Origin of the sequence: Candidatus Marifrigoribacter sp. Uisw_064 (assembly GCF_047730175.1) — a bacterium.
In the GTDB taxonomy this organism is placed as follows: Bacteria; Bacteroidota; Bacteroidia; order Flavobacteriales; family Flavobacteriaceae; genus Marifrigoribacter.
In genome coordinates this window covers 2106368-2120050 of sequence record NZ_CP159833.1, presented here as the reverse complement: position 1 = coordinate 2120050, position 13683 = coordinate 2106368, and the positions used below count along the sequence as shown (strand labels likewise).

Here is a 13683-nt window from a genome sequence, read left to right as displayed (position 1 = left end):
TGTTAATAAGAAGAAACCATCTTTCATGAATACAATTGTAAAAATTTCTGGGCTTATCATTACTTATAATGAAGAAGAACATTTAGAAAAATGTCTGGCTTCTTTAGTCGATGTAGTAGATGAAATAGTTGTGGTAGATTCATTCTCAACCGATAGAACGCAAGAAATTTGTAACACCTATAAGGTTCGTTTTGTTCAACATAAATTTGAAGGATATATCGAGCAAAAAAACTTTGCCTTATCATTGGCTGAGCACGACTACATACTTTCCCTTGATGGAGATGAAGCTCTTTCTGAAACGCTTACTAAATCAATTTTAAAGGTAAAACAAGATTGGGTACATGATGGCTATTACAGTAACAGAATGAATAATTATTGTGGTCAATGGATTAAACATTCTGACTGGTATCCAGATCGAAAATTACGCTTATTTAAAAAAGGCAGTGGTGAATGGCGAGGCATTAACCCACATGATAGTTACACCCTAATAGAGGGAAAATCAAAAGGTAATCTTAAAGGTGATTTGTTGCATTGGATTTATAGAGATTATAAGGAACATAATCAAAAAATAGAACGTTTTTCGACTATAGCAGCTGAAGCCTATTTTAAATTAGGTAAGAAATCTTCATTATTAAAAATACTATGGAGACCCTTTTGGGCATTCTTTAAAGCTTATTTTCTTCGACTTGGGTTTTTAGATGGCTTAAATGGATTTGTAATATGTGTACAAACATTTAATGTCACTTTTTTGAAATACATTAAATTATATCAGCTTTGGAAAAAGAAGTAATTACTTCCTCCAGAAAAGATATTTCTTCTTTAAGTTTTTCTTTCTAAAAAATTGTTTTTGAAATTTTTGAGTTTTAGACCACATCATTACATATATTTCCTCGTAAGACCACGATGTTAGTTTTGCATAAGCATCACTCATTATTACAACCATATCTTCCCGAGGAGTTAATCGACTAAAATTAACTATCCTTTCTTCAAAAGAGAGTTCTTTAAATTCCATTCTATTAAGGTCTACTAAATAGAACATATAATGATCTCCATTTTTTTTAATTAACGTATTTCCAGGAGAATGATCTTTAAACAAAATACCATTTTCATGCAATGAAAAAGTAAATGCAGTAAATTCTCTTATTATTTTTTCTCTTTCTGGGTAATCTAATTGAAAAATTAGTTCTCGATATGTTAAATCTGCATCTATATGTTCACTTATATAATAACTTTTTGCTAGAGAAAATCTCTTTTTTTCTTCAAGATATGCAATAGGTTCAGGAGTTCCAATATTATTATTTATTAAATATAAAGCATTTTCAAAAGACCTTTCTGCTTTTGATTTTCTAAAATATTTATAAACCACCTTGTTTATTAGGTTCGGTATTTTAAAGAGTTTTACTGTAATTGTTTTACCATTCACCTCAAAGTTTTTAATGGTATTTCTATCTCCATTACCAACCTTTTCACCTTTAGAATGAAACTCATCAATTACATTGAGAATGGCTTCTTGTTGTGTTTTGTATTTTACAGAAAATCTAATATTCATATCTAAATAAACAACTTTCAGCAAAAGTACTATTTTTATTTTTCCTAAAAACCCATCAATTTCTAAACATTTATAACAAAATAGCTATCTATAATTATTCATTATTTACCTCAGAATTTCTAATACCCAAAAGAAATTAAGATTCAGAATACTTTATTGAAGTAATATTAGCTAATTTTAACCCTACAATTGGACTTTAAATAAATCTAATAATATGCTTTTGAATGCTTTTATATGAAATCAATCTTTTTAAAACCTCATAATATAAAAAATTTAAACTTCGGCTTTGGGCAGTTTAATTATCATTTAAAGGGACTACTATTAATTATTGTAGGTGAAAACATCACAAAAAATATATTGAAAACAAGGATATTAGTAATAAAATGGAGAATCCAAAGTTTGAGAAACTATAGTTCAGATACCTGAAAGTATACATTTAAGAATATTAAAAAAACATTGGATTTTTATGAGTAAAAAAACAACTTCAGAAAATAGTTCGCAAAACCAAAACATAGGATTTATTTTTTTAGATGAAATACACCATATAAATCATTTTATTACCATTGCTATAGCATTAGCCAAAACTAACAGGGTTAGTATTCTAACATTTCCGTCTAAACACAACTATTTAAAAAATTCATTGAATAGATTAGATGGAGAAAATGTGATATTAGAAGAACTTACAACTAAAACATTTAGAGCTTTTACAGATCAATTAAAAAAAAGAGACTTTCCAAGAAAAACGTTTTGGATGAAAAAAAACAAGAACTACCTTCTTTCATCTTTTGACGCGCTGATTTTTACAGACTATATACATCACACGCTCTATAAATATAGGGGAAATAAGAAAAAACCAAGTTTTATTAAGTTTCCTCATGGTCTTGCTGGTAGAGCATATGCTTTTAAAAAAGATTTATTAGACTTTGATTTACATTTAATCTCTGGAGAGTTTTTTTACAATCAATTAAAAGAAAGAGGATTGCTAAGTAAACAAACTATCATTACTGGTTATCAAAAAATAGATGCTATTAAAAATCAAATAAAAAAAACATTTTTCAATAATAATAAACCCGTAGTTTTATATAACCCACATTTTACAGCTCCCTTTTCCTCATGGCATCGTCATGGCTTAGAGGTCTTAGATTTTTTTTATAATAACACTGGCTATAATCTTATTTTTGCGCCACATATTAATTTATTTGCAGACAAAGGGAATGAAAAGAAAGAAGCAATCCCTAAAAAGTTTTTTGAAGCTGAAAATATCCATATTGATTTAGGAAGTATAGAAAGCGTTAACATGACCTTTATTACCCAAGCAAATATTTATTTAGGTGATGTTTCTAGCCAAATATATGAATTTATAATAACGCCTAGACCTTGCATTTTTATTAATTCTGAAAACATTTCCTTCAAAGAGGATAGTAATTATAGATTTTGGCAATGCGGTGAAGTTATTAATACCGCAAAAGCATTAGACAAAGCACTTCAAAATATTAAATTAAATTTTCAGAAATTTAAAACAATTCAAGAACACATAAGTCAAGAAAATATTTATTCAGAAGAAGGTTCAACAGCCACCCAAATAGCAGTTAAAGCAATTAATACCCATTTAGAAAATCTTAAAGGGTTATAAATATTTATTGATCCCGTTTTCACATCGCAAGGACTTATTTATTATAGTGTCTTCTTGGATTTGATTATTCTTATTAAGATTACTTTTTGAACTTGTTGGATGCCATATATGATAAACAATACCACAATAACGAATACGTTTACCAACACAACCCATATTCATCATTCTAATAATTAGTTCAGAATCCTCTCTGCCCCAGCCCGTCATATCTTCATTATAACCATTTGCCGCAATAAAATCTTTTTTCCAATAGGAAATATTACAACCTCTCATCTTTTTTGACAATTCTATTTTAGTTTTATAAAAAATACTAAAAAAAGGTATCCGAATGGTTCTAGTTCTTTTCTTAATTCCTGTTGAAAAAAAATTGAATTTAATTATTTTATTCTGAAACAATTTTGCTAAAATTTCTTCTTTTATCGTAACGCGGCTTCCAAATAAATAGCTATTTTTTTTTGCCAATAACATGTGGTCTTTAACAAAGTATGGATGTAAAATACAATCCCCATCTGTCTGTATAATGTAATCTCCTTTACTTTGTGCTATGGCTTTATTCAAAATAATAGATCTTTGAAAGCCATTATCTTCATGCCAAACATGTATAACAGGAATGCTAGATTTTTTCTTAAAAGCATTAATTAAATCTGTAGTTTCTTCTGTTGAACCATCGTCTGCCAATAAAAGCTCATCTGGCTTTAATATTTGATTTTCAACACTTAACAAAACTAATTCTAGTGCTTTAGGCCAATTATAGGTAGATATTAATAAGGATGTTTTCAATTATAAAGAATCTTTATCCAAAGATAAGACAATTTATATATAGATAACTAAGTCGTATTCAGTTTAAAGAATAAAGATCGCTATGCCAAAACAAGGATGGTTAAATTATAACACTAAAAAATTAATATTGTTATTAAACTATACTACGGTATTTTAAAACCGTTCTCAAAATTATAAAAATTAAGATGTCGAATATTGGTTAAACAAAAATGATTAACAATTACCTTAGAAAATATAGTTTTTTAGCAAACAACAATCATGTGGATTAAAGATAATTCTATCCATCTAAATTAGTACTTTTGCAAGATATTTTACTTCATAATAAAAAAATGCAAGAAGAAATCAATAATTCATTAAATGCGCTGAAAAAAGGAGGATTAATTTTGTACCCAACTGATACCATTTGGGGCATTGGTTGTGATGCTACAAATGCTGCTGCAGTGGAGAAAGTTTTTGAACTAAAAAAGCGTGATGAGAGTAAATCATTAATATGTTTGGTCAGTGATATTAAAATGCTTGATCAATACATTCAAGAAATACCTGAAGTTATTTTCGACCTTCTAAAATATGCAGTAAGGCCAACAACTATAATTCTTGACAGACCTTTACATGTTGCTGAAAACCTTATAGCTAGCGATAACTCTATAGCCTTTCGTATCGTAAAAGATCCTTTCTGCAACAAATTGATTCGAAAATTAAAACGACCTATTGTTTCAACTTCTGCAAATATTAGTGATAAAAAAGCTCCAAATAACTTTCAAGAAATTAGTAATGCTATTAAAGATGGAGTAGACTATGTTGTAAATTTAAATCAAAATAAAAAATCAGGTAAACCCTCAACTATAATTAAAGTTGAAAATGACGGTACTGTAAAAATAATTCGCAGTTAAATTATGCCAAATAAGCATCAATACAGTCAAGCTTTAGATCATTCAGTATTTAGAGTTATCTCCAAAGCAGCTTCTAATTTAAAATTAGAAAGCTATGTGATTGGTGGTTTTGTACGCGATTATATTCTCCAAAGAGGTACCGCTAAAGATATTGATGTAGTTGCTGTTGGAAGTGGAATTGAATTGGCAAAAGAGGTTTCTAAATTATTGCCAAAAAACCCTAAGGTTTCCATTTTTAAAAATTATGGGACCGCTATGTTGAAAGCTGACGATATTGAGTTAGAATTTGTTGGTGCTAGAAAAGAATCCTATGAAGAAAATAGTAGAAACCCTGCTGTTGAAGGTGGTACTTTAGAGGACGATCAAAATCGAAGAGATTTTACCATAAATGCAATGGCAATTAGCCTTCAAGGTGAAAATTTTGGGACTTTATTAGATCCCTTTAATGGTATTCAGGATCTTAAAGATAAAATAATACGAACTCCCTTGGAACCTGGAATTACTTATAGTGATGATCCATTACGCATGCTTCGTGCGATACGTTTTGCTACACAGCTTAATTTTAAAATTGAAGAGAAATCGTTTGAAGCAATTACTGAGAATGCAGATCGGATTAAAATTATTTCAAAAGAAAGAATTGTTGATGAATTGCATAAAATATTAGCCTCTCCAAAACCATCTATTGGTTTTTCAATTCTTAATAAAACAAACCTATTACCATTAATTCTTCCAGAATTAGCTGCGTTAAAAGGGGTCGATGACATTGAAGGTCAACGTCATAAAGACAACTTTTGGCATACACTTGAAGTAGTTGATAATATAGCTAAAAACACTGATAATGTTTGGCTTCGTTGGGCTGCATTATTACATGATGTTGGTAAAGCACCTACTAAAAAATTCGATAAAAAAGTGGGTTGGACATTTCACGGACATGAGTTTGTAGGTTCTAAAATGGTTTATAAATTATTTAGACGCCTGAAAATGCCCTTGAATGAAAAAATGAAATTTGTTCAAAAAATGGTATTCATGAGTTCTCGTCCCATCGTCATTGCTTCTGATGTCACAGACAGTGCCGTACGTAGACTTATTTTTGATGCTGGTGAACATATTGATGACTTAATGACTTTATGTGAAGCTGATATCACTACAAAGAATCCACATAAATTTAAAAAATACCACAATAACTTTAAATTAGTACGTGATAAAATTATTGAAGTTGAAGCAAGAGATCATGTGCGTAATTTCGAGCCACCAATTTCTGGTGAAGAAATTATGAAAGTCTATAGTTTAAAACCCTCTAGAGAAATTGGTATAATCAAGGACGCAATAAAAGAAGCTATTCTCGACGGTACTATTACAAATGATTATAACGAAGCTTATGAGTTTATGCTTCAAAAAGGCAAATCATTAGGCTTAAAAATAAATACCCCATGATAGACGTGCTTTTAGAATCTGATCGATTGCTTATTAGACCATTTCAATTAGGAGATGAACAAGCAATGTTTGAACTAAATTCGAATCCTATTGTTCAAAAATACACAGGAGATACTTTAATAAAATCCTTCGAACAAGCCAAAGATACATTACATAATATAGTATTTAAAGATTATGAAAAACATGGGTATGGTCGCCTAGCAGTTATTTACAAACCAGATAATAAACTAATAGGGTTTACAGGTTTTAAATACTTACCTGAAACTGGTGGTGATTCAGATTTAGGCTATAGATTTTTGCCTGAATATTGGGGCAAAGGAATTGCTACAGAGTCTTCTATTATGTCTTTAAAATATGGTTTTGAAAAACTAAACCTCAAGAAGATTATTGGCTTCACTGAAATTGAAAATGAAGCCTCTACAAATGTTTTACTAAAAATGGGGTTTAAAACAACTAAAATTGATTTTTATCCAGGCGAAGAAAATGACCCAAACAAAAGACCAATACAATGGTTAGAACTAACTAAAGAAGATTATGAAAAATAATAAAAAAGTAATTTATTGGCTTCTAACGGGATGTGTCCTTATTTTCATAATGGTAGTCGTTGGAGGTATTACTCGATTAACACATTCTGGTTTATCAATTTCAAATTACAAATTAATTTCTGGGACTATACCACCTATGAATGAAATTGAATGGAATGAAGCATTTGATCTTTACAAACAATATCCTGAATATCAGAAAATAAATGCTGATATTACAATTGAAGATTTTAAAGACATTTATTTTTGGGAATGGCTACATCGATTTTTAGGACGATTTTTAGGAGTTGTATTTTTAATCCCCTTTTTATATTTTTTATTAAAAAAACAACTTACAAAACCTACCATTAGGAAATGTGTTATTCTCCTTTTTCTAGGAGGGTTCCAAGGATTTTTAGGCTGGTATATGGTGAAAAGTGGTTTAGTTGAACGCCCTGATGTCAGTCATTATCGCCTGGCTATGCATTTAACAACAGCATTTTTAACCTTTAGTTATTCTCTTTGGGTCGCTTTAGACTTAAAGTTTCCTGATAAAAAGGAATTTCATAAAGGACTAAGGAATTTAATTCGTTTTACTTATATTATACTTGTTATACAAATTATTTGGGGAGCATTTGTTGCAGGATTAGATGCGGGTTGGATTCACAATCATTGGCCATTAATGAGTGATGGGAAATTAATTCATGAAACAGTTACAATCGAGCAAAATCCTATTTGGAAAAACTTTATCGAAGGTAAAAGTGGGGTCCAATTTATACACCGTTATTTAGCATATATTGTAGTTGGACTTATTGTTTTTATATGGTTTAAAGCTAAGAAAGTAAAAACAGACCGACTTCAAAATAAATCTATTCAAATGTTAGTTGGATTAGTTTTTATTCAGTTTGCACTTGGTGTTTTCACCTTATTATATCAAGTTCCAGTTGTCTTGGGTGTACTGCATCAAGTAATTGCATTTTTCTTATTAGCAACCATGACATTTACATTGCACAGATTTAGTAAATAAGCTTTAAAAGAATATCTTTGCACCTTTAATTTTAGACCATGATTTATCGTTTCAGAATAATTTTAGACACACAAGAAGATGTATTTCGTGATATCGAAATAGAGGCCGAAAATACATTAGAAGATTTGCATAATGCCATAACACAAGCTTTTGGCTTTGGAGGCCAAGAGATGGCTTCTTTTTATGTTAGTAATGAGGAATGGGAACAAGGTGAAGAAATTGCCTTATTCGACATGAATGAAGGCGAAAATAGTCTTCGTGTAATGAATGAAACTTCTATTGATGATGTTACAAACAAAGCAAATACACGTTTAATTTATGTGTATGACTTTCTTAGTTTGTGGACCTTTTTGGTTGAATTAGCTGATATTGCTGAACCAGAAGAAGATAAAACATATCCAAATTTAATGTTCGCACATGGAGATATTCCAGACGATGCTCCCGAAAAAGAGTTTGTATCAGATAATCCTGAAGGTGATGAAATGGATGAAGATCATGAAATAGATCCTGAAAATTATGAAGACCTAGATTTTAATGAAAATTGGAATTAATTTTCAACTTATTTTACCTAATAAATACAAAAACAAAAGCCCTAAATGATTAACTTATATTCTGCCCACATTAATACTTTATCTATTCATCACGTCGGAAATAAAAGTCATAACGAACCTATTTTTCTTTCAAATGAACCATATAAAGCAGATGATGAGTTAACGCCTTTGCTTAAAGAATACTTCTTAAAACCTTTTAGAGAAAAAGAAGAAAATTACTTTAAATTTATTCATGAAACCGATTTAGAATTTCATGAATTATTCAATCTTGCTTCTGAAATTTTTGACAATCCAGAATCAACACACGAAGTAGGTAAAAAAATAACAAAGCATTTATATGACCAATCATTAAATACACATATTAAAAGCGGTGAAGTATATATTGTTCATTTTGAACACCTACAAATTGACAATGAAAAAGTAGAAGGTATTGGTATTTTTAAATCTGAAATCAAACAAGATTTTCTTCAGTTTTCTAAAGAAGAAAATCAATTTGACGCACATCATCTACAAGGTGTAAATCTTAATAAATTAGATAAGGGGTGTCTGATTTTCAATCTAAAAAAAGAAGAAGGATATAAAATTTTATCTGTTGACAGCAATCGCTACGACACTAGATATTGGCTTGAAAGTTTCTTGGGCGTTGATGCCTTAGAAGATGAAAATTTTCAAACAAAAAAATACTTAAAATTCTGTCAAGATTTTGCAAAAGACGTAGTGTTTCCAGCAGAAGATAAGAAAGAAGAGGTAATGTTTATGAATCGTGCTGTAAATCATTTTGCTAAAAACGATTCCTTTGAAGAATCGCTATTTATTGATGAAGTAATAGACAATCCAGATCTTAAAACTGAATTTAATCATTATAAGTCTGAACAAGCACCCAAGTACAAGATTGAAGATCTTACCTCCTTCCCTATTGCAAATACAGCAGTGACTGCCGCTCGAAAAAAAATGAAAAACATTATTAGTTTGGACACTAATATTCAAATTAAAATGGATTTTATCGACCCTGAAAGCGCGGAACGTTTTGTAGAAAAAGGTTGGGACGAGGAAAAACAAATGTACTATTATTTGGTATATTTCAACAAAGAACAGAAAGCATAGAATACTTTTTGCTATTCCTTTTTTAACTAATAAACTCACAGACTATTTGCGTAGTTTTGTTTAAACATTTCGTACTATAAAACGAACTTGCTAAATAGCTTATCACTAAACGAAATAGCTAATAGTGAACTGCATACCTGTACTGAGCTTGTCGAAGTATGACTGTTAAAAAAAATATTATAGACACATGAAATTCAAGATTGTATCTGATTTTTTACCCACAGGAGATCAACCAGGAGCTATAAAACAGCTTGTGGAAGGTCTTAATGCAGGTGATGAACACCAAACCCTTTTAGGAGTTACCGGAAGTGGAAAAACATTTACAGTCGCCAATGTAATAAAGGAAGTTCAACGTCCTACCCTAGTGCTTGCTCATAACAAAACTTTGGCTGCTCAATTATATTCAGAGTTTAAACTCTTTTTTCCTGAAAATGCAGTCGAATATTTTGTTTCTTATTACGATTATTATCAACCAGAAGCTTATTTACCTACCAGCGGAACATATATAGAAAAAGACCTTTCGATAAATGAAGAAATCGAAAAAATGAGGCTTAGTACAACTTCATCATTACTTTCTGGAAGAAGAGATATTATTGTGGTTGCTTCTGTTTCTTGTATCTATGGAATTGGAAATCCTGTAGAATTTCAAAAAAATGTAATTAAGCTTAAGCAAGGTCAAATTATTTCCAGAACAAAATTATTACACCGTTTGGTTCAAAGTTTATATGCTAGAACAGAAGTTGATTTTAACCACGGGAATTTCAGAATAAAAGGAGATACCGTAGATGTATTTCCAAGTTATGCAGATGATGCATATAGAATTCATTTTTTTGGTGATGAAATTGAAGAAATTGAAATATTTAATGTTCAGACCAATGAGGTTATCGAAAAATATGAACTATTAAATATATATCCTGCAAATATGTTTGTTACCTCTCCAGATGTGTTGCAAGAGGCAATTAAAGATATTCAGGATGATTTGGTAAAACAAATAGATTATTTTAAAGAAATAGGAAAACATTTAGAAGCTAAAAGATTAGAAGAGCGCACCAACTTTGACCTCGAAATGATTCGTGAATTAGGGTATTGTAGTGGGATAGAAAATTACTCTCGATATCTAGATAAAAGATTACCAGGAACTCGTCCTTTTTGTTTGTTAGATTTCTTTCCAGATGATTATTTAATGATTGTAGATGAAAGTCATGTTTCTGTATCTCAAGTATCTGCAATGTACGGTGGAGATCGATCTCGTAAAGAAAATCTTGTGGAATATGGGTTTAGATTACCTGCAGCAATGGATAACAGACCATTAAAATTCGATGAGTTTGTTTCAATGCAAAATCAAGTGATCTACGTAAGTGCTACTCCTGCAGATTATGAATTAGAAAAAAGTGGAGGCGTTTATGTAGAACAAGTAATACGACCTACTGGTCTTTTAGATCCTCCGATTGAAGTAAAACCAAGCCTCAATCAAATAGATGATTTATTGGAGGAAATTCAATTAAGAATTGAAAAAGATGAACGTGTTTTAGTGACAACATTGACCAAGCGTATGGCCGAAGAGCTTACTAAATATTTATCTAGAATTAATGTGCGAAGTCGATATATACATAGTGATGTGGATACCTTAGAACGTGTTGAAATAATGCAAGATTTACGTTTAGGTCTTTTTGATGTATTAGTCGGCGTAAATTTATTAAGAGAAGGACTTGATTTACCTGAAGTTTCTTTAGTAGCAATTTTAGATGCTGATAAAGAAGGATTTTTAAGAAGTGCTCGTTCTTTGACGCAAACTGTTGGACGAGCAGCTAGAAATTTAAATGGAAAGGCAATTATGTATGCTGATAGAATTACAAAAAGCATGCAAGCAACTATCGACGCCACAGAATATAGAAGAGAAAAACAAATTGCTTATAATGTCGCAAATAATATTACACCCACAGCTATTAAAAAATCATTTGAAAATGCTTTAACCAAATCGAAACAAGAAGCTTATACCTTTGAAACTACTGAAAGCTTAGCTGCTGAAAAAAAAGGAGAATATTTAACAAAGGCTCAAATTGAAAAGAAAATTAGAGAATCAAGAAAAGCCATGGAAAAATCTGCAAAAGAACTTGATTTTTTAATGGCTGCTAAATTGAGAGATCGAATAAAATCATTACAACAAAAGCTTCAAGAAGTTCAATCCTAAAAATTGATATGACAAATCATCCAGATTCTAAACGTTTAAATAAGGCTATTAGTGATAGCGGTTTTTGTTCTAGACGTCAAGCAGATAAATTAATAGAACAAGGTCGAGTTTCCATCAATGATCAAGTTGCTACTTTAGGAGACCGTACGATGCCTGGAGATGAAATAAAAATTAATGGTCAATCTCTTAATAAGGTGGAAGAATTAGTTTATATCGCTTTAAATAAGCCTGTTGGAATTACTTGTACAACAGATCAAAGAATTGAAGGAAATGTTGTTGATTTTATTAATCATAAGGAACGAATATTTCATATAGGTAGATTAGATAAACCTAGTCAAGGACTTCTTTTAATGACAAATGATGGTGATATTGTCAATAAAATTTTAAGAGCTGGAAATAGCCATGAAAAGGAATATATCGTAACTGTTGATCGTAGAATCACAGACGATTTCTTAAAAAGGATGAGTAATGGAATTCCTATATTAAATACCGTTACTAAAAAATGTGAAATTGAACGAATTGGGCGTTTTGTTTTTAAAGTTGTTTTAATTCAAGGATTAAATCGGCAAATTAGAAGAATGTGTGAATATTTAGGATATGAAGTTGTTGCTTTAAAACGAACCCGAATCATGAATATTAACCTTGGGGAATTACCGGAAGGAGAATGGCGTGATTTAACTACTAATGAGTTGAATGAACTTAAAGATTCTCTTGGGGAGTCTTTAAATGTTTCTCAAGTACAAAGAAAATTTGAAGGAACGGGTGATAAGCAAAAAAAGAGACCACGTACCGATTGAGTAATACGTGGTCATTATCAACTAACTAACCAAATTAAATTTCAATTACGAAATTCTCAACCATTCCCTTTAATTTCTTTCTCAATTTTTATTTCTAAAATAATTGAGTTTATCTTTTTTAACAGTGCAAAAATACAAACATTTTTAAAAACTTAAACAATTTTTAGCGCTAGTTTTCAGGTATTTATGTTTTTAGATATAATGTATGCATAATACTTTCATATAAGTCGTTTAAAAATAAAAATCTTCAAACTTATATTTTTTCTCGCAAAAAAGTATTTAAACTTACTTATTTTATATTAATTATAAAATGTCTTAAATATTTTAATCAGCTCTTTTGAGGGAATAACTTTATCATCATATTTTTCCATTTGTATTAATACTTGATTAATCACTCCTTCTCTAATACCCATATTAAGTCCAAAATTTCTAATCGCAAGGATTTCTTTCTCATGAGTTTCTCGATCAACATTCATAAGAAGTACCATTTTATAAAAATGAGTAATTCTTTCTATTTCAGAGAAACTATTTTTAGAGGGTAATGGGTTTTCAAATAATTGATCTACATCACTTTTTTCTAAATCCATTCTAAAGGCCAATCGCATGATAAAATCATATTCAGATAATGTAACTTTATCATCAGCTCTTGCTAATAGTATTAAATCACTAACTAAAGCTAAATTGTCTTCTTTTTTCATACTTTAAAAATAAAAAAAAATCCTGTTACCGCCAAAGCAGTAACAGGATTTAAATTGTCTGAATATGAATTATAAATCAGCTGTCATCCTAACAGGAACTATATATTCTTTTCCTATTGTACTATAAGATTCTATTTTTTTATAATTAAGACGTTGCTTAATAAATTTTTCCATTGCTTCATTATTAGATTTAACAGATAAAACAACGATTTCATTTTCTTTGTTAACTACAAAAGTTACAAAGGCTGTTGTTTCAACTTCTATTACAAATCCTGGGTCTTTTAATAATTCATAAATTTCTTCAGATGTATTATTTTTTGGATCTGTTGGATTCTCAGCAGCAGTTAAGATTGTTGTACTTAGTAAAAGTACAAAGGCCATTAAAATTACATTTACTTTTCTCATGATTGTTTGATTTAAATGATTGATATACTAAGAAGACGACCATACTCATACTTTTGTTACAAATCGAAAACATTTTTAACGAATCCTTAACGCAAGCTTGTAT

Annotated in this window: 14 protein-coding genes; 10 read left to right on the top strand and 4 right to left on the bottom strand. The window is 30.0% G+C overall.

The genetic code is table 11. From position 1 onward, the window contains the following. Nucleotides 1-25: 25 nt before the first annotated feature. Nucleotides 26-790 carry a glycosyltransferase family 2 protein gene (locus ABXT64_RS09565; RefSeq protein ID WP_443632701.1) on the top strand — a complete coding sequence of 255 codons (765 nt, stop codon included), beginning with the start codon at nt 26-28 and terminating at the stop codon, nt 788-790. Here the strand turns inward: ABXT64_RS09565 and ABXT64_RS09560 are convergent, their stop codons facing one another. Then, the gene (locus ABXT64_RS09560; protein WP_443632699.1) at nt 791-1573 is read right to left on the bottom strand and encodes a Kdo domain containing protein; all 783 of its coding nucleotides are present in this window, start codon (nt 1571-1573) and stop codon (nt 791-793) included. 442 nt (nt 1574-2015) lie between these two features. Here ABXT64_RS09560 and ABXT64_RS09555 point away from each other — a divergent pair, with 442 nt between their 5' ends. Beyond that, complete coding sequence (locus ABXT64_RS09555; protein WP_443632698.1) at nt 2016-3182, top strand: hypothetical protein; 1167 nt, start codon at nt 2016-2018, stop codon at nt 3180-3182. On the opposite strand, the gene ABXT64_RS09550 is transcribed toward ABXT64_RS09555, so the two are convergent. Then, nucleotides 3177-3962: a glycosyltransferase family 2 protein gene (locus tag ABXT64_RS09550; protein WP_443632697.1), complete on the bottom strand. Its 786-nt coding sequence runs from the start codon at nt 3960-3962 to the stop codon at nt 3177-3179. The two genes, ABXT64_RS09555 and ABXT64_RS09550, sit on opposite strands and share 6 nt — an antisense overlap. A 329-nt stretch (nt 3963-4291) precedes the next feature. Between ABXT64_RS09550 and ABXT64_RS09545 the strand changes: the two genes are divergently transcribed. The 8 genes from ABXT64_RS09545 to rluF all read left to right on the top strand — a co-directional run bounded on the left by ABXT64_RS09545 (nt 4292) and on the right by rluF (nt 12477). Continuing rightward, nucleotides 4292-4852 carry an L-threonylcarbamoyladenylate synthase gene (locus ABXT64_RS09545; RefSeq protein ID WP_443632696.1) on the top strand — a complete coding sequence of 187 codons (561 nt, stop codon included), beginning with the start codon at nt 4292-4294 and terminating at the stop codon, nt 4850-4852. 3 nt (nt 4853-4855) lie between these two features. After that, nucleotides 4856-6286, top strand: coding sequence for a CCA tRNA nucleotidyltransferase (locus ABXT64_RS09540; protein ID WP_443632695.1), 1431 nt, complete (start codon nt 4856-4858; stop codon nt 6284-6286). Further along, on the top strand, nt 6283-6831 hold the full coding sequence (locus ABXT64_RS09535; RefSeq protein WP_443632694.1) for a GNAT family N-acetyltransferase: 549 nt from the start codon (nt 6283-6285) through the stop codon (nt 6829-6831). Before ABXT64_RS09540 ends, ABXT64_RS09535 begins: the two co-directional genes overlap by 4 nt. Next, on the top strand, nt 6821-7834 hold the full coding sequence (locus ABXT64_RS09530) for a COX15/CtaA family protein (RefSeq protein WP_443632693.1): 1014 nt from the start codon (nt 6821-6823) through the stop codon (nt 7832-7834). The genes ABXT64_RS09535 and ABXT64_RS09530 overlap by 11 nt, the downstream gene beginning before the upstream one ends. Before the next feature lie 38 nt (nt 7835-7872). Beyond that, nucleotides 7873-8385, top strand: coding sequence for an IS1096 element passenger TnpR family protein (locus ABXT64_RS09525; protein ID WP_443632692.1), 513 nt, complete (start codon nt 7873-7875; stop codon nt 8383-8385). Between the two features lie 45 nt (nt 8386-8430). Continuing rightward, nucleotides 8431-9489, top strand: coding sequence for a nucleoid-associated protein (locus ABXT64_RS09520; protein ID WP_443632691.1), 1059 nt, complete (start codon nt 8431-8433; stop codon nt 9487-9489). 187 nt (nt 9490-9676) lie between these two features. After that, complete coding sequence (gene uvrB, locus ABXT64_RS09515) at nt 9677-11680, top strand: excinuclease ABC subunit UvrB (protein ID WP_443632690.1); 2004 nt, start codon at nt 9677-9679, stop codon at nt 11678-11680. A gap of 8 nt (nt 11681-11688) precedes the next feature. After that, nucleotides 11689-12477 (top strand): 23S rRNA pseudouridine(2604) synthase RluF, encoded by a 789-nt coding sequence (gene rluF / locus ABXT64_RS09510; RefSeq protein ID WP_443632689.1) that lies wholly within the window; start codon nt 11689-11691, stop codon nt 12475-12477. 299 nt (nt 12478-12776) lie between these two features. Here rluF and ABXT64_RS09505 read toward each other — a convergent pair whose 3' ends face one another. Both ABXT64_RS09505 and ABXT64_RS09500 read right to left on the bottom strand, forming a co-directional pair. Further along, nucleotides 12777-13175 carry a TerB family tellurite resistance protein gene (locus ABXT64_RS09505; protein ID WP_443632688.1) on the bottom strand — a complete coding sequence of 133 codons (399 nt, stop codon included), beginning with the start codon at nt 13173-13175 and terminating at the stop codon, nt 12777-12779. A 69-nt stretch (nt 13176-13244) separates the two neighbouring features. Further along, nucleotides 13245-13580 (bottom strand): hypothetical protein, encoded by a 336-nt coding sequence (locus tag ABXT64_RS09500; RefSeq protein WP_443632687.1) that lies wholly within the window; start codon nt 13578-13580, stop codon nt 13245-13247. Nucleotides 13581-13683 lie beyond the last annotated feature (103 nt).